General features: G+C 64.3%; 22 protein-coding genes and 1 pseudogene. 11 read left to right on the top strand and 12 right to left on the bottom strand.

Annotated features, from left to right (window positions below):
- Positions 1-344: 344 nt before the first annotated feature.
- Positions 345-698 carry a cupin domain-containing protein gene (locus ACIBX3_RS57985; protein WP_397129407.1) on the bottom strand — a complete coding sequence of 118 codons (354 nt, stop codon included), beginning with the start codon at positions 696-698 and terminating at the stop codon, positions 345-347.
- A gap of 623 nt (positions 699-1,321) precedes the next feature.
- Between ACIBX3_RS57985 and ACIBX3_RS57980 the strand changes: the two genes are divergently transcribed.
- Together ACIBX3_RS57980 and ACIBX3_RS57975 are read left to right on the top strand one after the other, a co-directional pair.
- Positions 1,322-1,705: a hypothetical protein gene (locus ACIBX3_RS57980; protein ID WP_397129406.1), complete on the top strand. Its 384-nt coding sequence runs from the start codon at positions 1,322-1,324 to the stop codon at positions 1,703-1,705.
- The gene (locus tag ACIBX3_RS57975; RefSeq protein WP_397129405.1) at positions 1,695-1,925 is read left to right on the top strand and encodes a hypothetical protein; all 231 of its coding nucleotides are present in this window, start codon (positions 1,695-1,697) and stop codon (positions 1,923-1,925) included. Before ACIBX3_RS57980 ends, ACIBX3_RS57975 begins: the two co-directional genes overlap by 11 nt.
- A 170-nt stretch (positions 1,926-2,095) precedes the next feature.
- Here ACIBX3_RS57975 and ACIBX3_RS57970 read toward each other — a convergent pair whose 3' ends face one another.
- Both ACIBX3_RS57970 and ACIBX3_RS57965 read right to left on the bottom strand, forming a co-directional pair.
- Positions 2,096-2,413: a hypothetical protein gene (locus ACIBX3_RS57970; protein ID WP_397129404.1), complete on the bottom strand. Its 318-nt coding sequence runs from the start codon at positions 2,411-2,413 to the stop codon at positions 2,096-2,098.
- An 80-nt stretch (positions 2,414-2,493) separates the two neighbouring features.
- Positions 2,494-2,784, bottom strand: coding sequence for a hypothetical protein (locus tag ACIBX3_RS57965; protein ID WP_397129403.1), 291 nt, complete (start codon positions 2,782-2,784; stop codon positions 2,494-2,496).
- 344 nt (positions 2,785-3,128) lie between these two features.
- Here ACIBX3_RS57965 and ACIBX3_RS57960 point away from each other — a divergent pair, with 344 nt between their 5' ends.
- The 3 genes from ACIBX3_RS57960 to ACIBX3_RS57950 all read left to right on the top strand — a co-directional run bounded on the left by ACIBX3_RS57960 (position 3,129) and on the right by ACIBX3_RS57950 (position 7,983).
- Positions 3,129-3,383 (top strand): GntR family transcriptional regulator, encoded by a 255-nt coding sequence (locus tag ACIBX3_RS57960; protein ID WP_397129402.1) that lies wholly within the window; start codon positions 3,129-3,131, stop codon positions 3,381-3,383.
- 1,000 nt (positions 3,384-4,383) lie between these two features.
- Positions 4,384-5,550: a DNA sulfur modification protein DndB gene (locus ACIBX3_RS57955; RefSeq protein WP_397129401.1), complete on the top strand. Its 1,167-nt coding sequence runs from the start codon at positions 4,384-4,386 to the stop codon at positions 5,548-5,550.
- Positions 5,551-5,622: 72 nt separating this feature from the next.
- Positions 5,623-7,983, top strand: coding sequence for a hypothetical protein (locus ACIBX3_RS57950; protein WP_397129399.1), 2,361 nt, complete (start codon positions 5,623-5,625; stop codon positions 7,981-7,983).
- 134 nt (positions 7,984-8,117) lie between these two features.
- On the opposite strand, the gene ACIBX3_RS57945 is transcribed toward ACIBX3_RS57950, so the two are convergent.
- Both ACIBX3_RS57945 and ACIBX3_RS57940 read right to left on the bottom strand, forming a co-directional pair.
- A complete protein-coding gene (locus ACIBX3_RS57945; protein WP_397129398.1) occupies positions 8,118-9,287 on the bottom strand; it encodes a DNA cytosine methyltransferase in 1,170 nt (389 codons plus the stop codon).
- A 34-nt stretch (positions 9,288-9,321) separates the two neighbouring features.
- Positions 9,322-10,344, bottom strand: coding sequence for a DNA cytosine methyltransferase (locus ACIBX3_RS57940; RefSeq protein ID WP_397129397.1), 1,023 nt, complete (start codon positions 10,342-10,344; stop codon positions 9,322-9,324).
- A 125-nt stretch (positions 10,345-10,469) separates the two neighbouring features.
- On the opposite strand from ACIBX3_RS57940, the gene ACIBX3_RS57935 reads away from it, so the two are divergent.
- Complete coding sequence (locus ACIBX3_RS57935) at positions 10,470-10,925, top strand: very short patch repair endonuclease (RefSeq protein WP_397129396.1); 456 nt, start codon at positions 10,470-10,472, stop codon at positions 10,923-10,925.
- 50 nt (positions 10,926-10,975) lie between these two features.
- On the opposite strand, the gene ACIBX3_RS57930 is transcribed toward ACIBX3_RS57935, so the two are convergent.
- A complete protein-coding gene (locus tag ACIBX3_RS57930) occupies positions 10,976-11,602 on the bottom strand; it encodes a hypothetical protein (RefSeq protein ID WP_397129395.1) in 627 nt (208 codons plus the stop codon).
- Positions 11,603-11,998: 396 nt separating this feature from the next.
- Between ACIBX3_RS57930 and ACIBX3_RS57925 the strand changes: the two genes are divergently transcribed.
- A complete protein-coding gene (locus ACIBX3_RS57925; protein WP_397129394.1) occupies positions 11,999-13,003 on the top strand; it encodes a DNA cytosine methyltransferase in 1,005 nt (334 codons plus the stop codon).
- 311 nt (positions 13,004-13,314) lie between these two features.
- Here ACIBX3_RS57925 and ACIBX3_RS57920 read toward each other — a convergent pair whose 3' ends face one another.
- Complete coding sequence (locus ACIBX3_RS57920; RefSeq protein ID WP_397129393.1) at positions 13,315-13,569, bottom strand: nuclear transport factor 2 family protein; 255 nt, start codon at positions 13,567-13,569, stop codon at positions 13,315-13,317.
- A 199-nt stretch (positions 13,570-13,768) separates the two neighbouring features.
- Complete coding sequence (locus ACIBX3_RS57915; protein WP_397129392.1) at positions 13,769-15,991, bottom strand: NACHT domain-containing protein; 2,223 nt, start codon at positions 15,989-15,991, stop codon at positions 13,769-13,771.
- A gap of 29 nt (positions 15,992-16,020) precedes the next feature.
- Here ACIBX3_RS57915 and ACIBX3_RS57910 point away from each other — a divergent pair, with 29 nt between their 5' ends.
- Positions 16,021-16,458, top strand: a complete 438-nt coding sequence (locus ACIBX3_RS57910) for a hypothetical protein (protein ID WP_397129391.1) — start codon at positions 16,021-16,023, stop codon at positions 16,456-16,458.
- Here the strand turns inward: ACIBX3_RS57910 and ACIBX3_RS57905 are convergent.
- The 3 genes and pseudogenes from ACIBX3_RS57905 to ACIBX3_RS57895 all read right to left on the bottom strand — a co-directional run bounded on the left by ACIBX3_RS57905 (position 16,422) and on the right by ACIBX3_RS57895 (position 21,603).
- Positions 16,422-17,252 (bottom strand): WD40 repeat domain-containing protein, encoded by an 831-nt coding sequence (locus ACIBX3_RS57905; RefSeq protein ID WP_397129389.1) that lies wholly within the window; start codon positions 17,250-17,252, stop codon positions 16,422-16,424. The genes ACIBX3_RS57910 and ACIBX3_RS57905 overlap by 37 nt on opposite strands.
- Positions 17,253-17,374: 122 nt before the next feature.
- Positions 17,375-17,768, bottom strand: a pseudogene (locus tag ACIBX3_RS57900) (hypothetical protein).
- 136 nt (positions 17,769-17,904) lie between these two features.
- Entirely contained in the window at positions 17,905-21,603 is a 3,699-nt protein-coding gene (locus ACIBX3_RS57895) for a helix-turn-helix domain-containing protein (protein WP_397129388.1), read from the bottom strand.
- Between the two features lie 501 nt (positions 21,604-22,104).
- Between ACIBX3_RS57895 and ACIBX3_RS57890 the strand changes: the two genes are divergently transcribed.
- The 3 genes from ACIBX3_RS57890 to ACIBX3_RS57880 all read left to right on the top strand — a co-directional run bounded on the left by ACIBX3_RS57890 (position 22,105) and on the right by ACIBX3_RS57880 (position 24,494).
- On the top strand, positions 22,105-22,599 hold the full coding sequence (locus ACIBX3_RS57890; protein WP_397129387.1) for an RICIN domain-containing protein: 495 nt from the start codon (positions 22,105-22,107) through the stop codon (positions 22,597-22,599).
- A complete protein-coding gene (locus ACIBX3_RS57885) occupies positions 22,596-23,120 on the top strand; it encodes a hypothetical protein (RefSeq protein ID WP_397129386.1) in 525 nt (174 codons plus the stop codon). The genes ACIBX3_RS57890 and ACIBX3_RS57885 overlap by 4 nt, the downstream gene beginning before the upstream one ends.
- A gap of 1,251 nt (positions 23,121-24,371) precedes the next feature.
- On the top strand, positions 24,372-24,494 hold the full coding sequence (locus ACIBX3_RS57880) for a hypothetical protein (protein ID WP_397129385.1): 123 nt from the start codon (positions 24,372-24,374) through the stop codon (positions 24,492-24,494).
- 108 nt (positions 24,495-24,602) lie between these two features.
- Here the strand turns inward: ACIBX3_RS57880 and ACIBX3_RS57875 are convergent, their stop codons facing one another.
- Entirely contained in the window at positions 24,603-25,448 is an 846-nt protein-coding gene (locus ACIBX3_RS57875) for a helix-turn-helix transcriptional regulator (protein ID WP_397129384.1), read from the bottom strand.
- Positions 25,449-25,516: the final 68 nt, after the last annotated feature.

Genomic DNA, 25,516 nt, shown 5'->3' with positions numbered 1-25,516 from the left:
CGTCCTCCAGGTCGATCTCCGTCGATGCCTGGATCACAGTACTCATCAGGTGCGTTCTCCTTGATCAGGAGTTACACCGAAAACCGTACAGTCCCGAGCGGTGAGCAGCTTTCGCGTGGAGCCAGAGCATTCCGACCGATCCGCTATCTCTTGGTGTTCATGCATGTCGGCGGCTGAGTCCTCCATGTGCCATGGCGCACATCGGGCTGACGGCCTGATGCGCACCTTGGCCGTCGGGGGTTTGGGTCTTCATCGGACTCGGGGCGGCACGTTCAGAAGACGTCCCGCGACCCGGAAGGGCCTGAGAGTCAGCTGGAGTAGTTCAGGTCGTGGGATGCGATGCCTCAGGTCCCGTACTGCTTGGTGTCCGGGTGCTCGATGAGCAGGATATGGGCGGGCTTGTCGGCAACGGGACGGTGCCGCATCCCCCTGGGAACGACGAACAGTTCGCCCGCCTTCAGCACCACCGGGTCGTGCCCCTCCAGCTGGATCTCAAAGCTGCCGTCCCAGCACAAGAACATCTCGTCCTCATCGTGGTAATGCCAGGGGAACTCGCCCTCCAATCGAGCCAGGTGAACGACGGTGGTGTCGTTCACCCTCGCCAAATTGTGCTGCTGGAAGGGCCCTGGGAGCGCGGCGATGGCCTCAGGCACCGAGACCGCAGCAAGCTGACGCAAATCTTCGTGTTGTGTGGTCATACCGCAATCCTTGCCTTCAGAGTGGTCCTACGACAGAGCCAATTCACGCAGATTGGACCTCTTGGCAGACCAATCGTCCGACGATCATGCTTATGTGGCCTGAAGCGGAGTTACTGGACGATCCTCGTCAGGGCGAGTTGGCGCATGGCCCCGCCTGCACCTTGGCGCCGAACCCACCAGTCATGTCCGGATCAGCCACGCCACCGCGCTCATGCCAGCACGCTCCCCGGAGTCACTAACGGGGATCAAAGACACCGTCTGCGACCAACTTGCGGATTCCTTCCCTAAGGGAGGGCCCGTTCGTCGCCGTGGGTCGGGTGCGGTGACCGCCTCTGGTGGGAGGCGGGAGGGGAGGCGTAGGAGGCCGGCGCAGGCGAAGGCCGGCTTCGCCGCCGGCTCACTCATCCGAAGCTGGACCAGTTACCCGGCCAAGGTTGCGTGACGAGCCACTAGGAAGCTACGGCGGCGCTGCTGCCCTGGCTTATGAGTGGATGTAGTCCTCGCGTGTCCATGCCGACTGGCGACCGGTGAAGGACTCCGGGTCGCATTGGGGCGGACGTGCCTGGACGATCGTACGACAGGTGCCCGATACGGCCTGAGCCCTTGCCGTTATCGGTGACGACGTGTGGATCTTCGGTGACCACAAGGCCTGGCACTACGACGGCGCAACCTGGTCGGAGTCGGGCGTTTCCTTCCGCACCCTCCGGGTCAGCGCCCGTTCGGCCTCCGACATCTGGGCCCTCGACGCCGACGGTCCCATTGTGCATCACTGCGACGGCAGGACCTGGAGCCGAGTCGACCTGAGCGCGCACTTGCCGAAGGCCCCGCCCCCGTCCGACGATGTCCCGCCCGGTCCGCTCAGTCCTCGGCTGAGCGCCATCACCGCCGATTCGTCCGGCATCTGGATCACCGGGGAGATCGGGATGTCGTCGTTCCTGCTCTCCCAGACCGGTTCCGGCTGGCACAGCGAGGACACCTCCGCGCAAGGCCGGGCGCATGGGGCGTGATCTCCCACCCGTGCCCGACAGCAGGGGCGGCCACTGGTTCCTCGGCTCCACCGACGTCAACGGGTATGACTCCTCCCTCGCCTACCGCGATCCCTCCGGCCACTGGACGAGGGTTCCAGCCGGTGGCGAGCTCACGTCGCTGTCCGCCGTCCCCGGCGGTCCGCTCCTGGCCACCGGGGTGATCGGCAAAGCTTCAGGGGTCTTCCGCAACTCTCCTTGAGGAGGGTGAAACGCCAACGCAGATGGCAAGCAACGCGGGTTACCGCGAGCCGATGACCTCTCGCAGTACCGCCCCGACCGCCGACGTAATCGGCCTCGCCCCCGACCGCCGCTGGAGCGCCGGGGAAGCAGGTCCGACACGACGCCCTCGCCCGCGCGTCACCGGCCTTGTCACTGGGCCAGATGGTCTCGTTCGTCGGAGCCGTCTGCTTCGAGGGCGGCCGGTCGTAGGTCGTTCCAGTAGTAGGCGCAGGTTTCAGGGGGAGGGCCCTCGAAGGTGTGAAGAGGGTCGATTTCCAGGTCACACAGTTGCTGATCTTGTGAGAGTGCATGGTAGGCCAGGGCCTTGTTCATGGCGCTCGTCACGTCGGGTGCCTCCACGACCCAGGTGTAGGGCGCCTCGCCGTCGAATCGTTCCGTACCGGCGATGGTCACGGTGAAGGTCTTCATTTCCTCCGGCTCCTCGTGTCCTTTGGTGTCCGGCAGCATGGGGGAGAGGGTGCGGGTTGGTGGTACGGCGGACGCTTGGCAGGAGGGAGACGCCCACGTGGGTGTCGGGCGTGCTGCTCTCATCGGGCCTCGCCCTGGAGGATCTGATCGAAGGTGTGTCTGGCGATCGCGGTCAACGTCCACGCGGTTTCGCGGACGGTGTCGTTATCTCGGTCCGTACGGCGGACAAAGCCCTGGCCGGCGGCGGCACACAGCTCGTACGTCGTTCGGCGGCACTCGCAGGTGTGTGAGACCACGCGGATACGCTGAGCCCGGCGGGTCGGTTCGTACCAGGTCAGCTTGATGTGGCCTGGCTGGGGCGAGTCGACGTGCGGACCGTGGAAGTCGGGGATCTGGCCTCGCTCGGTCACCAAGTCCGCCCCTCGAAGACCTCAACGAGGTTTTTGAGTGCGACGTCAACGCGAGCCATGACGAGTTCACGGATGTGATCGTCGCCTGGAGGCAGCCGGTAGCCGTGCTTCTCGAGTACGGCCTGGATCTCTGCTGTCAGGCAGGACCCGAATCGTAGGTCTGTGATTGGGTAACGCATGGGTCGGACCTCCCATGTCCGATCAAGGGCCCGTCTCGGCGCTTGCCCCGCTGGGCGGGCCCGTTTGCTTTCATGAAGGGTACGTTCGACTCGTGCATCACGTCTAGCACGTATAGCCCGTACCCAACGTAGAGCTGATAGGTGCATGTCTTTAACGTGTTGTCCGTGACGGTTGACCAGCTCGATCCCACGCCTATCTATGAGCAACTGGCGCGGATCATCAAGGAGAAAATCAAAGGCGGTGAGCTGGAGGAACGGCAGTTGGTGCCCTCCGAGAGTTCACTGCAGCAGGAACATGGCGTTGCTCGTGGATCGGTGCGGCGTGCCATGGAGCTGCTGCGCAAGGAGGGCTGGGTGGTCACGATCCAGGGCCGGGGTACGTTCGTGGCACCCCGAGAGAACTGGCGGGAAAGGCCATAGTTCAAGCCGCCCTCGAGCTGGCCTTCAACGGGTTGAAAGATCGCTGCCGTCCGGTTCCTCGGCGTAGAACGAGGAACGAGTGCCCAATCGTGAGGGGATGCTGGCATCGATCTTGCCGTGGTGCCGTGGTCGCTGCACGTGCGTAGGCCCTCTGCCTCGTGACCGCGCCGATGTCGGAGCGGGCTGGCAGGAGGACCACGGAGCGCCCTAGCCGCCACGCCCTTGGATCGCCTTGGCACAGACGGGTGAGGAACAAGATCTCGGAGCGCCGCGGTGGGCGCGGTCATGTCAAAGTCGACCATTGTCCGTACTCTCGACACGCCGCACGCGCACCCCCGACCACGTTAAGGGCCGAGCGAACCCTCTCCCATATGTACGGCCGCAGGAGCCGAAAAACCTCGCTGGTCTCTACGATGCGATGCCTTCGAGCTGGCCGGCTCCCCGAAAGGAGAACATCGCGCTGAGATCGCGATGCGCCTCAGCAGGTGGCCGAAGTATCGGGCTTCGATCGTCTCAGATGAGCGCGTCCTCGCTCATCTTGAGCAGGTTGATCGCGAACATTTGGACGCGCCCTTAGCGCCGACGATCGCGATGCGAGAGGTCATCAGGGGCGCTCTCACATGATCCAGCGGTCCCGACTCCCATCGTCGGACAGGCGGCAGAAGCCGTGTTGGCGCATTCCAACAGTCCGACGAGGTGACGCGGCCATTGCCCGGTCACCACCACGGCCGTCGGGTCGCCCGGGACCGTCCCGATCGCTGCAACCGGACTACCTGGCCCGCACCCTCGCTGCCATGCTCCCCCTGCCGCAGAAAGCGACGGCAGCCAGGTACTCCGCGACGGTAGGACTCCCACCGCTGATCTGACTTGTCACCCGACCTGGTCGCATCCTACGTATCATGGTCTTGTACGTAGAATATTCATACCCAGGTAGACAAATTCTGACGTAGCAGGTACCGTCTATGACGTAGCAGTAGGGCGATCTGAGAGGTTCAGGAGCATGAGCGAAGAAAAGACGCAGGTGGTGTACGGGTTTGTCCCCTATCCGGCCATTGGCTACAGGATGGGAGGACGGCAGATGGTTACCACGGCGCTGTCCCCTGTTGACTTCACGAACGTGGTGGGACCTCGGGAGCAATGGGATCCCCTCTCGGGCAGTGGAACTAACCGGAAAGAGGATGTCGCTCATCGGCGAGGGATCGCCCAGTACATTGAGCAAACTGAAGATTATGTCCTCAACTCGATTCTGGTTTACATCGGTGAGGGGGATGCGAGGTTTGTTCCAGATGACGGCCTTCCCGAAGAACTGCCGGTGAAAAGCGGGATCCTCTATGTCCGACCGGGCGCGAAGTTCAAGGTGGGCGATGGCGGGCATAGAACTAGCGCATACGCCGATGTTATAGATGCTCACCGTCCGCTGAACGATGACGTCCTCTCGCGGCTCGCCAGAAACGGACAGCCGCTCATTGTGGTACTTGACGACGATCAAGTACGCCGGGCACAAGACTTTACTGATCTTCAGCGTAACGCTAAACCGCTCAACGCAAGCATCGGACACTCCATGGATCGCCGGCGCGGTCTCAACCGGATCCTCATCGAGCGGATCATCAAGCGTGAGGACATACCCGTCTTCGATGGGGGCAAGCGAATCGAATTCCTGACGGACACTCCAGGCAAGCTAAGCGCCAAGACCATGGCCTACAAAACCGTGCGTTATGCAAGTGGGACTTTGCTTATCGGTACCGGGCTCCGCGATACGCGTGGATGGGAAGACGCAGTTGAGCTGAAGATCGCTTCGGACGAAAAGGGTGCTGTCGACAAGATTGTTGAGTTCTGGCAGGCCCTTGGGTCCTTCCCCGAGTTTGCGCAAGCACTCGGCAAGGAAAAGGGTGTCGCACTACTGCGAAACGACACGTGGTTGCTCAGTGCGAATCTTCTCTATGCCGTCGTCGCCGCAGTACATAAAATCGCGATCGCGGATGAGAGGCTTACGATTAATCAAGCGATGAAGGAGCTCCACTCCTTCGACTTTAAACGCAGCATGCAGAGTCCTCTGGTGGGCACTCTGGTTCATCCCGAAACCGCCAAGGCGATCGCAGGTCGTGGTGCATGGGAGGGAGCCGCCAAAGTGATCGCAGGACACATTCTCTCCGCTCCCGTCAACTGACGTCTCCGTATTCCAGATTGGGCGCTGCGCCAAATACTTTCCCCATCCCGTACATGTGCAGGAGTTCCCCTCGTGACATTCACCCCCCAGCAGATCGTCGAAGCCGCCTTGCGGGCTAGAACTCTTACCGAAGCGGCGAACGTACAGGAAATGATTGCTTCGCGAATCGGTGCGACTCACCGTAGACCCGTTGGGGACAAGCAGAACAACTTTGGCCTCATGGGCTCTTCAGGGAGTTATGACCTAAAACTGATTGAGAATGTCACGAATATGCAGGACAGCGTCATAGAACGCTTCTCGCTCCTACGTCACGGATCACGGGAGAACATTCGTTACGAAGGACCACATGAAGCGGCACGAGACCTTTTCGGATCCGCGTCCCCACGTGATCTCTCGAAACTCGTCACGGTCACCTTTCGAGAGTCCGATCCTCCAACCGATAAGTCCAAGCGCCTAACAGCTGTCTTCCGGGACAAAGGTTGCGGAATGGAGCCTTCCGTAATCCCGTACACGATCTTCGGTCTCGGAGGGTCTCACAAGGAGGACGCACTCTTTCTTCAAGGGGCTTTTGGCCTCGGAGGAACGATGACGTACCGCAACGCCGGTGCGGTCGTCCTCGTCACGAGGCGAGACCCGGCATTGCTCGATCTGGATTCAGATGATGACGCGGACCGGATCGCTGTCGCTGTAGTCCAGTGGCAGACGAACACAAAGGGGCAGACAGCTTACTATCTCGTCGATCGTCCTTGGAATGCCCCGGGCGACATCGCAGAACCGTGGTCATGCTCCTCAGCGGATTATTCGGATTTCGAGCCGGGCACTCACCTCGCACTCATATCCTACCGCGTGGATGGCTTCCATCGACGCCGAGAAGGTGATGAGAAATCCTTCGACGTGGTAACAAACACGCGCCTCTTTGCGCCGGTCTTGCCGGTCCGTTTCGTAAATGAGACCTCCCGAGCCGAGCGTGCGACAACTCTGGAAGGCCTCAGCCGCCGTCTAGAGCGCTCTGATCACGAGTTCGGATCCGGAGAGGAGATTCTGCCCTTCCACCACGAAGGCAGGACTTACCATTTGCCTGTCCGATATGTGCTGTTCGAGAAGCCTCGGACGGCAGGTGGGCGCGACAAATTCGTAGCACATGATCATTCTGTGCTGTTCACTTCGAACGGCCAAGTCCACCACCACTGGACTCCCCGTGAAGTCCGCGATCAGACGGGGTTGAACAGGCTTTATGACCGCATCCTCGTCATAGTGGAGACCGACGAACTACCGATTCAGTTGCGGACTAGCCTGTTCACGGCTGACCGCAACGAACTGGTACGCGGCGACGCTGCGCTTAGGCTCGAAGATGCGGTTCGCGGGTTCATCCGTGAATGGACGTCGCTGCGGGAAGCCAACAACGCCTTGATCAGGGATTCCCTTCGAGACCGCTCCAGCCAGCCGACAGCGGAGATCGCGAGAAGGATCGGTCGTGCTCTCCCATTTGCAGTGAAAGGCTTCGCCTCTGGGCCCAGCCAGACGGGCTCGGGCAGAGGCAACGGCAATGGATCCGGTAGGGCTGGCGGCGGTGGTGGCTCCCATAAGCCTATTATCCTTCGGCCAGATCCAACCTCGATCACTGGCCCTGCACGAGTGCAGGCGGTCACCGGACAGACAAAATCAATCACATATACCGTGGACGCTGAAGATTCTTTCTTCGACGGCAGAGGAGTACTACAGATCACCTGCGATCATGCAGAAATCGAGCCTCGTGCGATCACCGTCGGCAAAGGGCGTAACGGTCGGGTAAGGGTAATGATCGCCGTTCCTGAGACTGCGGAGCTCGGTACGTACGAGCTGCGAGTCGTCCTGGATAACTGGATGCGTGTAGCTGGCGGACTCGGTCCGAGGATGGAACACGTCACCAAGTTGGAACTGGTGGAGGAGATCGGCGGAAAGGGAGCCGGCAACGGCAAGCCGACCAAGGGCGCTAACGGAACTAGTGGGCCGATAGAGGGCGGAAACGTAGCTCTTAAGTGGACCGACCACGAAAAACAGGAAACCTGGGAGCGAATCACCGTAGGAGCCGTAGAGGATATTCCGGCGCAGATACTCGCTGAACAGAACGAGGAGTATGCCGAGCTGCATAAACTTGGAGATGTCGCCATTCCCACAATTCTTCTTAACCAGGAATATCCTCCGTTCAAGAAATATCTCGCATCTCGCAATAGGGAGCTCACTACTGTCGAACGTCCAATGGAGCAGTATGCGGTCGGCGTCGGCGTCTCTCTACTTCTAATTCATCAAGAACTGGAGAGAATGAAGGCTAACGATACACCGTTGCCGAATGATAGCTTCATCGAGGAGGCGCACAGGGCGGCGGCAAGCGCAGTACTCGCCGTCATGCCAGCGTTCGACGAAATCGCGAAAGAGGCTGGCTTGACCGACTAGCAGACAACGTTAGATCATAACCAACGCTCGGGAATGGACGGGAGTGAGCGTTGCGTTGCGTGAACGAGATCGCGGTCGCTAATTATTTGCTGGTTCAGCAATTCCCGAGACGCGGTGACCAAAGATGCAATGGCCTACAGAGTGTTCTCTCCATCAAGGTGAAGGAATACCTGGCGGGCCAGGGCTCGAGCTAGAGCGACTGGAACCGCATTGCCGATCTGGCGGGCGATTTCGATCTTGCTGCCGCACCACAGGAAGTCCCTGGGGAAGCCTTGAATGAGCGCCGCCTCATAATGCGTAATGGGCCGATTCGCCCATGGGTGAAGGTATCGCCCCTTCTCGGGCTTGAAGAATTCTGTGCGAATGGTGACCGACGGTTCGTTCCAGCGGAGTCGTCCCATGACGTCACCGGATCCGCTGCGATGCCTTATCCAACTTTCGGTGGAGAGATATGGGGGTATGTCATGCCGGTTCCCACCTCGCCGTATCGATGCATAACGCGCGAGGGAAAGCTCAGTCGGGTTCCTGCCGATATGCAGTTCATCTGTTCTGAACTCCCCGGGCATCAGCACCCCGAGTGGCTTGCATTCTTTTTCGGGCAACTCTGTCGTTGTCGGCGTAGTGAATGTCTGACTAAACACCGTACTCACAGGTACCCAAGCGGCGTTCTCGTTGACCCCGGGTATTGTTCCGGGAGGGGACTCCCGGTGGGTTGGTTCTGGATGACGCATCGCTGGTAGGTCGCGTCGAGTTCCGATTACTATCGTCCTCATGCGCTTCTGAGCTACTCCGTAATCGGCGGCATTGAGGACGCCAGGCTCAAGATGATAGTCAGAAAGCTCGCCACCGGGCTTGGCCATCGCCGAAAAGGTCTGATATTCGGCCGATTTGTTGAGGAAGCGGTCAACGTTCTCCAATATGAAAATCTTGGGCTTGACCGCGTTCACTACCCTCAAATACTCGCGCCACAGCTGATTCCGGGGATCGCTCGGGTCCTCTTTCCCGAGACCCGAAAAGCCTTGACAAGGTGGCCCCCCCAGGATGATGTCCGCTTCGGCTTGCGGGCCCGATGGGTTCCATTCGACGATGTCGCCACAAAAGACGTGGTCTGTCCCTCCCGCCCAGTCGCCGAAGTTGGCGGCGTATGTCGACGCGGCAGCGATGTTGAACTCGACCGCCGCCACCGGCCGGAAGGGCGATGAGGCGGCCGGCGAGGGGCGGAATGATCTGAAGCCCTCGGTGAAGCCGCCGCACCCAGAGAAGAGGTCGATCATAGTGATGGGACTGGTGGTGCTAGCGGTCATGAGGAGTAGCCTATCGAGGGCAGGATAGTGGTGATCACGGGTCCTGGGTAAGCGCGGCGGCGATGGCCCTCCCGACTGCCTCCGCGACCGGTGGCGGGAACGCGTTGCCGACCTGCTTGTAGCGCGGTGTCTTCTTCCCGGTGAAGATCCAGTCAGGTGGGAAGCCTTGTACCAGTGCTACTTGCTCGATCGTGAGTTTGGGGAGGCCGTACCGCCCCTTGCGGCCCAACCCCTCCTGAAGGACGAAGTCGGACTCAGGCACATCGTTAGCCAAGCTGTTTCCATTCACGCCTAGGCGTGACCAAGCGGTTTTAGCGCGATCTGGGCCGAGGTCGGGCCCTCCATGGATCTTCGATCCTCCGACGACAGTCGGAGCCACAGAGTTGGCGCGAGCAGCCCACTGGACGGCGCCTCTCCATCCCTTGCTCGACATGCTGGGGAGCAGGACGTCGCCTACCGTCGGTGGGCTCGCTTCAGGGCTCGGCCACTCGAATAGAGGGAAGTCTTCGAACGTCAGCGCCACCAGCACGGTTCTCTCACGATGTTGTGGGACCCCATAGTCTCGCGCGTTGAGGAGGTTCCAAGTGGTGTGGTAGCCGAGGCTGAGTAAGCGCTTCTCCGTGGCTTCCCGCGTCAGCGCGAACTTGTTACTCCTCAGAAGCTGCGCCACGTTCTCGATCATCACGGCTCTAGGCTGAAGTTTCTCCACGATGTCGAGTGCGACCGGGAGAAGGTCACGAGGGTCTTGATTCCCTCGCTGATGGCCGGCGATGCTGTATGGGGTGCAGGGAACGCCGCCCGCGACGAGATCTATCCCTGTCAGGTGTGGCTCCGTCGTAGAGTCGAACTCACGTAAATCAATCTCTACGACGTCCCAGCTGGGACGATTGAGTCGCAGTGTGTTGCAGGCGTCACGATCGTTCTCAATCAACATCACATGCTCGAACCCCGCGCGCTCTAGGCCTAGCGCCTGTCCCCCTGCACCGGCGCAGATTTCTAGGCTCTTGAGGGTGTTCCGACTCTCGCCCACGACCGTCCTCTCATCCCTGTCGATCACTGAACGGTAGCCCGATCGACTGACAAAATGGGATGTGTCCGGCCAGTTTGGTCGGCGAGAGTCCGCCAGCCGGGAAGAGTTGATCAGGTGGGGCTGCTGCGCTGGATGCGGGTAATGTGGCGTACATGACCTCGAAAGCCGAGTCGTGGGCATCGAGTGAAGCCGTACGGGCAAGCATGCAGTCGAACAAGAGTCGTGACACCAAGCCCGAGCTCGCCTTGCGTCGGGCGGTGCATGCACTCGGCTTGCGCTACCGGGTGGGCACCCGCCCTCTACCTGGTGTCCGTCGCACTGCAGACTTGGTATTCCCTCGCATCAAGCTCGCCGTTTTCCTCGACGGCTGCTTCTGGCACGGATGCAGTGAGCATCACAGTCTCGCCAAGACCAACTCCACCTACTGGAGCGAGAAGTTCCATAAGAACCGAGAGCGTGACGCGGACACCGACCGCCGCCTTCGAGAGGCCGGATGGTCGGTGATCAGGGTATGGGAGCATGAGAAGCCAGACGAAGCCGCAGAGCGGGTGGCTGTCGTAGTACGTGCTCTCAGATCGGCACCTTGCCGACAGGAACGGGACGCCTGATCCCTCCGTCTCCTGTTCTATCCCCGTCATCGGCGGTGGTGCAGCTTCGGTCACTCGATCAACTCGTCCAGCCCTTCTCGCCATGACGGTGGGGAAAGGCGGTCAAACAGTTCGCGCTTCTCGACGATCAGTTTTGCGAGTCTGTGGCAATGCTCTACTGAAGATCCCCCTATCGCCAGGTAGCCGTCCTGGATGGAGTACAGGCAACATCCAGCCGTGAGTACCAACTGCGAGATCAGTGCCGCTCGGTCGGCGTCGAGCGCCACCCCCACAAACGGGTGTCGTTGTAGGTGCAGGGAACCAGGTGCTCGTCCCCGACATGAGGTGTAGGTCGCCCCGCCCGAGGCGACGATCGCCATGACCAGCCCAGCCACGCCGAGGTCAAATCCGCCGATGAGAGAGAAGTAGCCGTCGTCCTCCTTCTCGTAGGCCTCCTCGGTGACAAGTTCCAGTGCTGCCTCGAACCCTGCGGCATCATCGGCCTGACACGCCCGATCAAGTGCCTCGCGCTCGATCTCGAGGGCGCAATTGGCGTCTTCCCACGTCACGTCGTAGAGGGGCTCGTAGTCGGCGTTCCATCCGGGGCCGCAGTAGTTGGCCACATCCTCCGCAGTGATCTCCGACAGCTTGCTCGGATCGTAGTTGACATAACATCCGACATCGAATTCAGGCACCACGCCTTAACTGTGGCATATGGAGCGTACTTGTGGAGCGAGCTTGATCCAGTAGCTTGACAGGCATCTGAGATCACGGCTGCCTACCGCATCCAGACCTCTTCCCGGAGAAGGATAAGGATGCGGCCAGTGACGGGCGTGGACTGACACGCGGGCTCGGCGGGCTCTTGGCCTGCAGGGCGCCACCATCGCTCTATGGACGCCGAATGACCAAGGACTGCATGCTGTCGCGGGGTCGCGCAACTCCGCCCCGGATGCGGTTCCCTGCCGCATGACTTCGGAGTGCGCATAAGCATGCACGGTCGGTGTGCCGCTCAAGTCCTATCTCTAATCGGACATCTCTCTTTTGTCGGTCGTAGGCGCTAGTGTTCTCTGGGCTTTGATGACGAGAGGACGAATGTGACCGAAAAAGGACGCACCCTGAGGAGTTTGGAGATCTGCGCAGGCGGCGGTGGTCAGGCACTCGGTCTAGAGCAAGCGGGATTCGAGCACGTGATGTTGATCGAGAATGACTCCGACGCCTGTAGCACCCTGCGCGCCAACCGCCCAGGCTGGAAGGTTCTGGAAGCCGACCTCGAATCCTTTGACGCCTCGGACTACCCAGACCTGCATGGCATCGATCTCCTCTCTGGTGGTGTTCCCTGCAGCCCTTACACCATTGCTGGTCACCAACTGGGCAAAGATGACGAACGGGACCTGCTTCCAGTCGCACTCAAGCTCGTGGATCAGATCCGGCCTAAAGCAGTCCTGATCGAGAACGTCAGCACGCTGGCGAGAGGCCGTCGGTACGCCGAAACGAAGAAAGAGGCCGAAGGAATCCTGCAGGACCTTCGCTATTACCCGCTGTGGACAGTGTTGGACGCCCAGGACTACGGTCTCGCGCAGCGTCGCAGACGAACGGTTCTCGTCGCGCTGCGGAGCGAGACCTTCCTCCACTTCCAGTGGCCGACGCCACTGGGGAAGCCTCCCAGCGTGGGCCAGGTTCTTCTGCCCTCTATGGCGAGCAAGGGTTGGCCGGGCGCAGCGGAGTGGGCGGCTGCGGCCAATGATGTCGCTCCCACGATCGTCGGAGGATCGAAGAAGCATGGGGGCGGAGATCTCGGACCAGATCGCGCCAAGACGGCATGGATGAAATTGGGCGTTAACGGTCAAAGCATTGCCGACGATGGGGAAGGCGTGCCGGGTCCCGATTACGTCCTTCGTAGAGGACTTCCACCAGATGGAAGGGATGGGCTGCCTAGGCTAGAGGTCTGGCAAGTCGCACTCCTGCAAGGCTTCCCTTCAGACTGGATGTTCGTTGGTAAGAAGACCTCCCGCTACCGTCAGGTCGGGAACGCCTTTCCTCCGCCGGTGGCCGCCGCCGTCGGGAGGCAGATTGCTGCGGCACTCCGGGAAACCCTGTGACGTCAGGCCCAGTCAACCGCAACGCTGGCTGACCGCCGGTGCTGCGCGCTGAAGATCGTGACGGGGGCAGCTGAGCCCAGCGGCCGTCCAGGGCGGGAAGGGGGAGCGCCGGGATCCCGCCGGCGCTTCCGCCCGTACACAGGGGGTAGCTGGCGGACCGGCGCGGCTGTCATCCGGTCAGTGCGATGCCGGCGTCGGCCGGGCTGACGTGCCCCGCGATCAGGCGCCATTCTTGGCCATCCCGCACCAGGTACGGGTGTAGCGGAACTGCTCGCCGTTCATGACGCCTTCCAGCGTGCCGAGGAACCACGTCACGCCGGTGCCCCGGCGACCAGCATCTTCACGTCCTCCTGCTCGACCCGCGTCATGGACTGCCAGCCCGACCGGTGTAGCTCCAGATCGTCCTGCTTGGTGTAGTGCCGGCCGTCCGGCCCGGTGAACACCAGCCGGTCATCGATCAAGCGGTCCAGCTTCGCCACGTCCGAGGCCAACTGGGCCTGCTGCAGGCGCCGCTCGGCGGCGTCCGTACCACCGGACTGCTGATCGGTGCGGGACGTTTCAGACATGAGCCCACCATAGCGAGGCCGACCGGATCACACGCACCGCTGGTCAGGGCGGTGTCATGGTGGCGGGCCCGGCTCACCGGCAACGGGGAGGCGGTTGCCGACGAGCACCGTACGCCTGACACCGCGCCCGACGCTCGCAGGGCCGTCAGAGCGGACAGCTCATGCCACTCGGCAAGCGGGCATCGGGACGGGTGTCCTCTCAAACTGGTGACCGGTCATCCCGCCCCGTGATCGGGCCCGTCCGGCTCGAACGCCGGGCGGCGGCGATGAGATGATCTCTCAGTCGAGCGTGGCGGAACTGGTAGGCGGCGCCTGCCTGGCGTAGCACGCCCCGCCGATGCGCATCGTCCAGAAACGCCATAAGGCGCCACGGCAAGCGATATCGCCCGCCCAGCCATCCGCGCGCGATCAGGAAGCGCCCCCACGACGTTCGTGCCATCGCCATGAGCCCGCCGATGAGCCCGATCGCGAACCCTGCCGCGACACCGAACACGTGCCCATCCGCCTGCCCGATCGCGAAACCGCCCACTGTCCCGACCATCGGTCCGACGATCACCGCGTGGGCGAGCGCCACGTCGCGATCCATCCGCAGCAGCGACACCGGGCTGACCGAATCGACCGCCTCGGTAGGCGCGCCCAGCCACGCCCCGGCTCCCATGACCAGGCTGAATGCCAGGCCGATCGCCAGTCCTGCAGCAATGAGTTCCGGCGTGCCCTCCCGATATAGGGACGTGACGTCCAGCGAGCCGCTGTGCTTGAGGGCTTTGACCGCTGACGCCATGAACGTGCCCACAGCCACCACGACGAGTCCGAATGCGAACCCGGACGCGAGCCTGCGCCTGAACGGCCGGACGCGACCCCGTAACCGGAACCGTACTGCCGAGGGCGCGGCACCGCCCGCGACCGCAATGATCCAGCCGCCCACCCCGCCCGCCACCACGCCCGCGACCCCGTCGATGAGGGCGTGCAGCCACCCGGAGGCCGGACCTTCGGTGATCCACCCGGCGATTGCGCCACCGACGGCGCCCATGAACCCGCTGGCCAGACCGAACACCACCGCGAATACATAGCGGGGAACGGCGTCTTCCAACCGCCACCACGCGAGGTCATGGGTTGCGGCCGCGTGCATCCGGTTGGCGAGGAACCCCAGCCAGGCGTTGGCGCGCTCCGGCCGCCATCGCGCCGGCGACGACCGGCGGGGCGGCCGCGGCGGAGGAGGCGGGGAAGCAGCGTAGGCCGCAGGAACGAACGCGTCGAGGAGATGCCGCTCGATCATGACTTGATCGGCGAAGCGGTTGGTGTCCAGCATGGCGGCCGGGTCGGTGGCCGGTTCGGTGTAGACGCCGCGGGCCAGGGCGACCATCAGGGGACTGGACAGCGCACGGGCGAGCGGCAGGTTGGGATGGTCGCGCAGCGTGGCAAGCGTCAGTTGCCAGTGAGCGGCTTCCGGAGGCGTCGAGGTCAGGAATCTGGCGACGTCGTTGAGATCGACGGGTTGGAGTTCGATGACGGCGGCAGTGGACAGGATCCGTCTGCCCGTTTCGACGGCGGCCTGGTATTCGCCGGTCCGAGAGGTGACGACGAAGGGCTGAGCACCGTAGGTCTCGTCGATCCCCTTGATGGCCGCTACTCGCCGTGCCGGGGGTATTTCATCCACGCCATCGAAGATGGGCAGCACCTTATGGTTCGTCACCAGCCTCCATGCCGCGTCGGCGCCGTAGCGCTCGGTGTTGAGAAGGAACGGGTAGTCCTGCTCCAGCCGTCGGGAGAGCCACGTACGCAGTTGCTCGCCGTCGCGGCGGCTGTCGTCGCCTGGGTTCCATGACGAAAGCGACAGCAATACCGGTACGGGATCTCCTTGTGCGCTCTCCGCGAGCAGGCCCAGGGCCAGCCATATGGCCAGCACGCTCTTTCCAGCTCCCGGCTCGCCGAGCACCACTAATTGCCGGAACGGGAGCTGACGGAATTTCGCGACGATATTCTGCAGATCGCCTTCCAGGCGTGGCCGGGTAATGCGTCGATATAGGCTCTGTTTTCCGAATATGGCCTCCGGATAGGCGGCTACCTGTGCGCGCCGGGTGGTGGACCACCGTACTCTCAGCGGTTCCGGCCGCCGCAGCCCGCGCGTCGCGATCTCGTCCGTCCATTGGCGTCGTACGGCCTCGCGCAACGCACCCGCGGCCTGGGCCAAACCCTCATCGTCGGGGGCTGCTGCGGCTGAGTGGTGATGCCGGCGCTCCAGCCATTGCCGGTACACCTCGAAGGCGATGACGACCAGGGCGAGGAGGGCCGCCAGCGACCACACGAGGATCTTTCCGGTGGGCGTGAGCGAGATCGTCGACGTGGCGACGTTGCCTACGAGCCCAAGCGATATGACGGCGAGCGCACCGAGCGCGACGGCCAACAGTGAGGGCTTCTGCAATCCGTCTGCTCCTTGTCGCGAATCGCCCCTTGGCCATTCCGAATCCCTCCTATGCTAATTGGGAGATCGCGGAGCTGCAGGCTTTCGTCGACGAGGTCGAGCGGCAGATTGCCGGTCGGCTTGCAGATTTCGGCGCCGTAAGCTACGACGTGAACGCGATTGCTCGCAGGGTTCTCGTAGCACGAATGCGTATTCTGATGACCGGCGCGACCGGAAACGTGGGCTTTCTCGTGACGGCTGCCCGTGCCGAAAGTCCGTTCGTGCAGTCGGACGTCACGGCCACTCACGCCGGCCCCGCTCGTTCTCGCTCGTTCTCGCTACCTGTCGGTGAGCGGGTCGTAGGCGTCGGGGCGGTGGGATTCGAGGAAAGGGAAGAGCGTGAGCCAGTCGCGGCGCTGGTCGAGGTCGAGCTCCGTGACCAGGACGGCGGTCAGTGGCAGGCGGGTTCGTACGGCGGGGCGAGGTAGAGGTCGCGTTCCCCGGCCGTCATCGGCGCTCCGGCCAGCCCACAGGCCGTGACGGCGAAGCGGTCCGGGTCGGTGTGCCAGGTCCGCATCGAGCCGTCGGTCATGACGGTGGCGATGCCGTCTGCGTCCCCGGTCAGGGTCGCCGCGCGGATGCGGCCGCGCAGGATCGCATATGGGCCGGGGCTCCGGCCGGTCAGATCCCACAGGCGCACCGGGGCGCCCACGTCGAGGCTGGTGGTGAGCAGCCGTCCACCGTCCGGGCTCAGGTGCACCTTCCACACCCGGGTGGTGTGGCCGACGAGCCGGCGCAGCAGCCTCGGAGCGGCGGGGCGGCTGACGTCCCACATGTACGCGTCGTGGTCACCGCTGCCCGCGGCCAGGATGCGGCCGTCGCGGCTGACGGCCATGGAGCCGATGTCACCGGTCGAACCGGGCACGAAGGCGATCCTCGCGGGGCGCGGCCCGATCTTCCACAGTTGCACCCCGGCCGCGTAGGTGCTGATGGCCAGGGTGGTGTTGTCCCGGCCGGTGAAGGCCAGCTCTGTGACGGTGCGGAAGCCGTCACTCACCCCGGGCCGCTGCTCGGGTTTCTTCGGATTGGAGATGTCCCAGACGAGGGCTTCCTGGGCGCCGGTGACCAGGGTCCTGTTGTCGGGGCTGATGGCAGCGCTTCTGACGTTGTTGCCGCCGCGGGCGGCCGGCACCACGCTCAGGAGGCGCGGATCGTGCGGGTCGGAGATGTTCCAGAGGCAGGCGGGAGTCTCGTCCACGTCGTACCCATGGGTGGTAAGCACCGCAAGGCTCGCGTCACGGCTGATCGCGGCACTTCCCAGCACCCGGTTGCGGCAGCTCAGCACGCCCAGCGGGGTGGGCCCCGACGGATCCCACAGCCGGGCGGTGGTGTCCTGGCTGATGGTCAGCAGCAGCCGAACGCCCGCTCCCGCAACGCCTCGAACAGGTGGGGATGGGTCAGGCAGTGCCCGTAGAAGTCGGCCCGTACGCTGATGACCATCGGCAGACCGGCCGCCGCCCTGCCGGACAGCTCCGCCACGTACTCCGCGCGCTCGTGCTCGCAGTCGCAGAGCGAGAACAGCTCCTCGAACTGGTCCACGATCAGCAGCGCGTACGAGTCGAGCGGGCGCCGGGCATCCTGCGCCCGCAGCTCCTTCAACGGCTGCGGTCGGGGTCAGATAGGACACCGCCGCCTGCCCGTCCTGCCGCCCCGGCAGCGCCCCGCCCAGCACGGCCGGAGTCAGCCCGGCCCGCAGCAGCGACGACTTGCCGGCCCCCGACGGGCCCGCCACGATCATCGGCAGCCCCCGAAGCCACGCTGCGCGAGCCCTACCGATCAACTCCGCGGGCGTCGTGAAACTTGACACAAACGTCCAGAAACGCGAAATCAAAGATCGCTAGGGTGGGCAGACGCAGGTGCCTCGCGAGGTGTCGTCAGTGGCAGGTCTTCTGATAGGCCAGTTCCGGGATGTGTTCTCGCCATTCGGCAGGGGACAGGCCGCCGTCCCGGCGGCAGATCACGGCGGTGGCAGTGCCGGGATCGACGATGATCTCGCGCAGGGCCCCGTCGGCGGATGAGACGAGGAGAGCGGTCCGGTTGAATGCCACGGCCGGTACGGACTGGGTGGTGTAGCTGATCGGTGCGGCGATCCGCTGATATCCCCGCCAGTCCCAGAGCTGGATGCCAAACTCGCCTTCGAGGGCGACGGTGGCGAGGAGCCCGCCCTGCGGGTACGGGACAAGAACGTCGATTGATGACGTGTGCGCGGTCTGCGGTGGGGCCAGAGGCCTGCGCAACTCCCGGTCCCAGAACGTCAAACGCCCATCTTGGTCGCCGATCGCGGCCCTGTTCTCGATGAAGAGAATCTCCCCCTCGGAGCGGGCGTCGGATGAGTGCTGGAGTATCGCTCCGGTGGCCGTATCGACCAGGATTCGCCCCGTGCCCGATGCGTCCACGAGCAACCGGCGCCCGTCCGGCTCGAACATCAGAATCCTGTATCCCGCAGCGGAGACGGTGCGGATCCAGCTTCGAGTTCTCAGGTCCCACAGCTCCAGGTCGTCGAAAGTCAGGCCGAGCGCGTCTTCGTCATCCGGGTTCGCACTGAGGGGGGCGACCGCGACGGTTCTGCCGTCGGGGGAGAAGGCCAAGGACAAGACTCCGACGGCTCCCGGTCTCCGGACGCGCAATGCGCCGATGTTGCGGCCGTTCGTGGCGTCCCACAAGGTCACCATGGGCGACGCGGGGTGGATGATCGCGAGCGTGCGCCCATCGGGGCTGAACACCGGGGAGTACTGTGTGGGGTCGTCTTCGGGGAGATTGTCGAGGGGTAGCGGGCCGCTCACGGGTTTCCGCGCGGGGACATCCCAGATGCGCACCTCTGGCCTGCCTTTTCGGTGACGCGTCGTCACCAGGAGGCGGCCGTCGGGGCTGAACAGCCGCTTGTCGCTTCCCGGAGCGAACACCTCGGGGCGGGTGTAGGGGGAGATGTCCAGGACGTTCACCGTGCCGTACTGGCCGGTTACCCGGAGAAGGCGAGTATCCGGCGAGAAACGGGCATCGGCTGCCACAACGTCGGGGGGAAGCGGGGAGTTCATCAGCAGTGTGCCGTCGTCCACCCGCCACAGGGTCGCCCACCCCTGTTCCCGCGTCCCGGCCAGGAACCGGCCGTCGGGGCTGAACTCCACACGTTCCGCAGGCGGAAGCAGCGGGCGCTGGACCTGCTTGCCCGAGGAGACGTCGAACAGCCGGGTACCGTCGCTGTTGAAGACGGCCAGGTGCTTCCCGTCTGGGCTGAACTCGCCTCCCGAGGCGGTTTCCGGTAGCCAGGGGGCCCGGAGCGGTTTGCGCTTTTCGAGGTCCCAGAGCTCCACTCGCCGCCCAGAGCTCGCTCCCATGCCGAGAGACAGCACGGTGGTCGTCAATCCATCGGCGTCATCTGGGATGACCAGGGCCAGCCGGCCGTCCGCACTGATGGCCCTGACCGGCTCGTGGAGCACGCGTTTCCGGTCCGCGATGCTCCAGGCTTCGTACGTGCCATCGCGGACCCCGATCAGAAAGCGCCCGTCCGGGCTGAACTCCGTAAAGTCGAGGTCGGGGAGTGCCACGCCGAGGTCCTTCAGGCCTCCGGCGCCGATGGTCCATAGCTGTATGTTGGTCCCGTCGTCGACCGCCAGCGTGCGGCCGTCAGGACTCCACGCCAGTTCCGAGACTTCTTGCCTCCCCGTCCATCTGGCGCCGGTGACTTCCTTCTTCGTGGCCAGGTCATACACGCGCAGTGCGGCCGGTTCGGCCGCCGTACCGGGTGTGTGGACGGCCAGCCGGGTGCCGTCCATGCTGAGCCCCTGCGCCAGGTCCGTCGTGTTGTAGGGGGCGGTGACGACGTCCACCAAGGGCAGCGCCATCGAGTCGATCAGCTCGCTCTTGGCCTCGGGGACCTGGGCGATCTGCCAGGCCGCGGCGCTCAACCGGCGGGCCAGCTTCGGGTCGCTCAGTCGCAGGGCGGCGGCGCGCTGGGCGGTCAGCCGGGCTGTGGTCTCCTCCAGCCGATCGCCGGCCAGTCCCGCCTGCCGGAAGGCGACTCCCGCCGCGACCATGGAGGCGACCAGCAAGACCACCAGAACGGCCGAGACGGCGACCCGCATCAGGGAGGTGCGCCGGGCCAGTGCCGCGCTGGCGTCAACGAAGTTCCGTTCCAGGGGCGTGAGGTCGTCGTGGTCACCCGGCTCGATGAACAGCTTGTCGGCGACGGCCAGGCGGGTGCCCCGGTACAGGAGCCCGGCATCGCGGCCATGCGCCTCCCACGCTTCGGCCGTCTCGGTCAACTGCCGATGCGCGCGCAGGCGATCGCGTCCTTCGTCCACCCATCCACGCAGTCGCGGCCACGACTCGATCAAGGCCTCGTGCGCGAGCTCCACGGTGTCCTGGTGCAGCGTGAGCAGCCTGGACCCGGCCAGCTGCTCGATGACCAGCGCGGTGTCCGCCTCCTCGTACGGGTCCAGCTCCGCCCGGGCGGCGGGACGGCGGGTGTCCTGGGCCTGCTCGCCCGGCTGGATCAGCCTGAGCAGGATCCGCCGGGCGATCCTCGCCTGCGTGGGCGACAGGCCGGCATAGAGCTCCTCCGCGGTATGGCTGATCGCCCCGTGGACTCTGCCCACGCTCTCGTAGGCGTCCAAGGTCAGCATCTTGCCCGTACGGCGGCGCCAGACCTCCCGCAGCGCGTGCGACATCAGCGGAAGCGCCCCGGGTTCGCCGGCGACGTCGGCGACGAGCTCGCTCGTCAGCGCCCGCTCCACGGTCAAGCCCTCGGCCATGGCCGGCCGGACGATCGCTTCCCTGAGCTCCTCCTGGTTCATCGGCCCCACCAGCAGGTTGGCCTCGCGCAGGGCTGCGGTGAGCTCGCGGTGCTCGGCGCATCGCCCGTAGAAGTCGGCGCGCACCGCTATGACCACTTTCATCCGGCTTTGCGGTTGCCGCGCGGTGAGCAGCAGGTCGATGAACCGCCCCCGCTCGCGCTGGTCCCGGCAGAGCGTGAACACCTCCTCGAACTGGTCGACCACGATCAGCGTGCCGGAGTCGCCCTCGCCTGGGAGGAGCCGGTCGGCGTGCCGCATCGGGTGCTCGCCTGGTGTGAGTATCAGGCTCTGCCCGAGGGATTCGCCCGCGGGCGTCGTCCCCCCGCGTGCGGCAGGCACGAGCCCGGCACGCAGCAGCGACGACTTACCGCTGCCCGAAGGGCCGAACACCGCGGCGAAACGATGCCGGCCAAGCAGCTCGTGCAATTCCTCGACGAGCCGCTCCCGTCCGAAGAAACGACCGGAATCGTGCGTGTCGTAGGGGGCCAGGCCCGGGTACGGCCCGGCGGCGCCGTCCTCGCCGGTCCTGTCGCGGGCCAGTTCCTGAGCGACCTGCTGCCAGCGGCGCTCCCATGCGGAGACGTCTCCGCCGCATGTTTCCACGAAGGCGAGGACGACGGGCAGTGAAGGCAGACGCTCGCCTGCCGCCGCCTGCGACAGCGTGGTGACCGAATAACCCGCGCGCTTGGCCATGGCCCGATAGGTGAGGCCGCCCGCTTCCTGACGCAGCTTGCGTAACTCGAAGGCAAGGCGTTGAACCGGTCCCGCTGCCGGGTCCACCGGACTTTCACGACGGCCTGCCACCGTTACGGGACTCCAATCACTAGGGGACGAAGACGTTCAGATGTGCCCGCTGATCACATCAACTGCCGACCCCGGCCCGCCAATCGCGTGCGTCGCAGGCCTGAACGCCTGCGCGCGTGAGCGACACACGCGGCCATTGACAAGAGTCCAGCGGAAGGTCGATCGGCGTCAGGAGCCGCGGCCACCGGCCGGGGAGACGCGGAGAGGAACCGTTCTGCCGAGAAAGCATTGTTTGCCCGTCTGATGAGGGGTGCCGAACAATCTTGCCGCCACGATCCTGGTGCCACAGACCTCGGCGGGCAAGCGCTCACGGGACCGCTTGCCCGCCGAGGCCGCTGGGAACCGTCGGGGGCCGGCACACGCACGTGTGACCTACCTGTCCCAGCCCGCTTGCCGATCGGGATCAGCGACTGCTGACGATCGCGACGAGTCTCGTGATCTTGTCCCCTTTGATCGACCACCCGAGAAAGGACATCCATGCGCACGAGCTCCAAGACCGCCGCTGTGGTGGTGACCGCCCTGACCGTGCTGTCCCTGCCGCCCACCGCGTCCGCACAAGTCGCCGTGGCCTCCGCGGGGCCCGGCCGGGCATACCTCAACGGCGCGACCGGCATGTGCCTGGCCGTGGGCCGGGGAGAGGTGAAGGCGGCCAAGCCGGTGATCCAGTGGCCCTGTACCGGGGGCAAGGAGCAGCGCTGGATCTACCGGCCCGACCGCCGGCTCGTGAACGTCAAGACCGGGCTGTGCCTGGCGATCGGGCGCGGTGAGAAGAAGAAGGGGAAGATCGCGATCCAGTGGCCGTGCACGGACGGCGGACTGGCGCAGGAGTGGATCTACGACGATAAGCAGCGATTCCTCAACAGGGCCACAGGCATGTGCCTCGCCATCGGGAGCGGCGAGAAGCGCAAGGGCAAGAAGGCGATCCAGTGGCCCTGCAAGAACACCTCCGAGCAGGCATGGCTCCGGCGATGACCGTTCCCGCGCAGCTATTCCGGACGGCCTGCTCAGGCCACTCGGCTAGTGACGAGCAAGGGAAGAAGCAGATGATCAATAGCTCACATGGGGAACTCGAAACAGGCAGCCGCACAGCCTCACAGGCGTTGGCGGACTACTTGGCGGAATGGTCGCTGCGGACGGGGATCGCGGTGGAGATATGGGCTCTGCCGAAACAGCCGCTTCCTGTCGTGATCGCCGAGATCGTCCATGGCACGATCCGTGATGTCCTGCAGGAGGTGGAACGGCAGGCATCGGCCCGTACCGTTTCCATCGCCCTCACTGTGACCGCCGACAGACTGCGCTTGACCGTCAGCGATGACGGCCGCGGCATGTCGGCGGAGGCGTTCGAGGCCCGCCTGCACGGTCGGCGGGCCCAAGCCGTCGGACTGGGCGGCCGCCTCACCGTCAACGGCGTACAGGGGGAAGGCACCACGACAAGCGCCACCGTTCCCCTGAGAAGGGGACGGCTTTCTTGGCCTGGTTCCCAAAACCGCTAAACCGAATACGAAAGGTGCACGTATGCATTCTGTTCATGCTCGCCCGACCGGGCGTGCCGTCACAGCCGCGGCAACCGTACTCATCCTGCTGATTTCGCTATCATCCAGCACGCCCACGCTGAGACTGCAGCTCAGCCAACGAATGGTGGCTGCCGTACTAGGGATACTTACTCCAGGGTATACATGACAAACGTCACCTACGTGGCAGGAATCCGACGGTATTTGGCACTCCTGATTCTTTCGAATCCGTTTGAAGTCATGCAGAGTTGACACCATTGGTCGGCCAAGAATCCGGAGCCTGAGGGCATTATGCTGGTCGGTCCGGTAGTCATCTTCGACTCAATCCGTCACGATCACCAGGAGGGTAAGATGCGGTCACATCGAACCGGGCGCGGCGCCGCTGCATTGATAGCTGGGTTTCTCGCCGTCCTCACGCTAAATAATTCCCCAGCATCTGCAGATGACTTCGGCAACTGTTCTTCGCATTACGCTGCCTGGGATCCCGACGAAGGTGCGGGGGAGGGATGGTCGAACTGCCGGACACCATATTTGTGGCCTTACCACCGAGTGGTGCTTTCTTGCCACTACGGTGGGAATGCATATGGTAACTGGGCAAGGCCATGGCAAGAATCTCGTACAACCTGTGTCGATGGTAGCGGCGCATGGAAAGTCACGCACCAGCTTACTGACACACCTTGGTGATCTTAGCGAACAGCCGGTGGATGGGTGTACTCAAGCGGTTCCCCTTGGGGCTGTACGGTCTCCTGTGCTTTTGCCATCCAGGGCTCGTCCGGCTTTTCACTCGCGGTGGTGCTGTCTCATTCCGACCGCCCTGGCGTCGCTGGTTCTCGCCGTTCGCGGATACAGGGTCGGCGTCGTCTGCGAGTCCGACACCATCACGGTGCGCGGCTTCTCTCGAAGCCGCACCATCCGGATCGCGGACGTGCGGGGCCTCGAAGACGTTCTGATGATCTCCATCCGGTGGCGCGACAGAAAAGAGCGGCTGCGCAGGACGCCCATGATCGCCTTTGCCGCGCCGACGGGGACGGTTCGCTTCATCGTCGAGCACGACGAGAGGTCCTTGGACCGGCTCCAAGACTGGATCGACCAGCGTCGTTCCCGGGGGACGACGCGTAGCACGACCTTCCTTCCCCTGGACGTGCCTTACTTCCGCCCGCCTGCCGCCGCGATGGAGACGCCCGCGATTGACAGGAGGGACGGACGTATGCCAACCGCGCGGACGTCGCCATCATGTCGCCCTACCAGGAGGACAACGGACGCCGCTTCGGCGACTACATCTACGACCTGAACGCGCCTCTGGAGAACCTGGAAGTGCGTCTCGACCTCGGGCAGGAGGCTGCCGACGCCGCTTGAAGCACGCCCGCCGGAGCCGCCCAGACCCCGCAGGCGTGTCGGCGTGTCCGTCTGGCTGCCGCGCTTCTTCTCCCAGGCCAGGATCGCATGTGCCTGTTTCGGGGGCTGTTACCTACCCAGCTGTGGTTTGGCTGTGGGACGTACGCCACCATCGGCGTCCAGGCCGGCCAGGAGCCGCAGGGCGTCCGCGGAGGGGCTGCCGGGGGCCGCCGAGAGCACCAGCAGCTCCATGCCCGATTCGTCCGGCAGCGCGAAGTTCTCCTGATGCAGTTCCAGTTCCCCGACCAGGGGGTGCCGGTAGGCCTTGCGCCCGTAGGTACGTGCCCGCACGTCCGCGCGGGCCCACAGGCGCCGGAAGCGCTCGCTGCCCATCGCCAGCTTCCCGATCAACGAGGCCAGGCGCGGATCCTCGGGGTACTTGCCGGCCGCCAGGCGCAGGTGCCCGACCACGTCGAGGGTGCACTGGTCCCAGTCGGCGTACAGGCCGCGCTCGGTCTCCTCCAGGAAGATGTGCCGGGCCGTGTTCAGGCCTTTCATGGAGCGGCCGTACAGCAGTTCGGCGAGGCGGTTGCCGGCGGCGGCGTCGAGGCGGTGGTCGACGATGAGCGCGGGCGCGTCGGTGATCAGGTCCAGGACCCGCGGCAGTTCCGGGCGCAGCCGCCCGGTGGGCGACTTCGCCTTCCGGCGCCGCTGCCGGGCCAGCCGGTACAGGTGCCCGCGTTCGGTGTCGTCGAACCCGAGGACCCGCGCGAGTGCGTCGAGTACCTGCTCCGAGGGCTGCGTGGCGCGGCCCTGCTCGAGGCGCACGTAGTAGTCGACGCTCACCCCGGACAGGTGTGCGACCTCTTCGCGGCGCAGCCCTTGGACCCGGCGGCGGCTGTCGACCGGGATGCCCGCCCCGGCCGGGTCGACCCGGGAGCGGCGGGTGCGCAGGAAGCTCGCGAGATCGTCCATTGGCCAAGTATCTCGCGGTCGTCGGTGGTGAAGGTGGCCCTGCCGATACCAGGAAGCCGGGTCCGACG

Source organism: Nonomuraea sp. NPDC049480, assembly GCF_044465905.1.
Taxonomy (GTDB): domain Bacteria; phylum Actinomycetota; class Actinomycetes; order Streptosporangiales; family Streptosporangiaceae; genus Nonomuraea.
Note: the sequence above shows the minus strand (reverse complement) of the source record. Positions and strands in the feature narration are given on the sequence as shown.

What these genes read in the sequence shown, in the direction of transcription:
- ACIBX3_RS57885 (WP_397129386.1), top strand. Translation starts at nt 22,596, where the DNA reads ATGACCGTTCCCGCGCAGCTATTCCGGACGGCCTGCTCAGGCCACTCG.
- ACIBX3_RS57875 (WP_397129384.1), bottom strand. Translation starts at nt 25,448, where the DNA reads ATGGACGATCTCGCGAGCTTCCTGCGCACCCGCCGCTCCCGGGTCGAC.
- ACIBX3_RS57890 (WP_397129387.1), top strand. Translation starts at nt 22,105, where the DNA reads ATGCGCACGAGCTCCAAGACCGCCGCTGTGGTGGTGACCGCCCTGACC.
- ACIBX3_RS57975 (WP_397129405.1), top strand. Translation starts at nt 1,695, where the DNA reads ATGGGGCGTGATCTCCCACCCGTGCCCGACAGCAGGGGCGGCCACTGG.
- ACIBX3_RS57920 (WP_397129393.1), bottom strand. Translation starts at nt 13,569, where the DNA reads ATGTCTGAAACGTCCCGCACCGATCAGCAGTCCGGTGGTACGGACGCC.
- ACIBX3_RS57935 (WP_397129396.1), top strand. Translation starts at nt 10,470, where the DNA reads ATGACCTCGAAAGCCGAGTCGTGGGCATCGAGTGAAGCCGTACGGGCA.
- ACIBX3_RS57880 (WP_397129385.1), top strand. Translation starts at nt 24,372, where the DNA reads ATGTCGCCCTACCAGGAGGACAACGGACGCCGCTTCGGCGACTACATC.
- ACIBX3_RS57945 (WP_397129398.1), bottom strand. Translation starts at nt 9,287, where the DNA reads ATGACCGCTAGCACCACCAGTCCCATCACTATGATCGACCTCTTCTCT.
- ACIBX3_RS57955 (WP_397129401.1), top strand. Translation starts at nt 4,384, where the DNA reads ATGAGCGAAGAAAAGACGCAGGTGGTGTACGGGTTTGTCCCCTATCCG.
- ACIBX3_RS57985 (WP_397129407.1), bottom strand. Translation starts at nt 698, where the DNA reads ATGACCACACAACACGAAGATTTGCGTCAGCTTGCTGCGGTCTCGGTG.
- ACIBX3_RS57970 (WP_397129404.1), bottom strand. Translation starts at nt 2,413, where the DNA reads ATGCTGCCGGACACCAAAGGACACGAGGAGCCGGAGGAAATGAAGACC.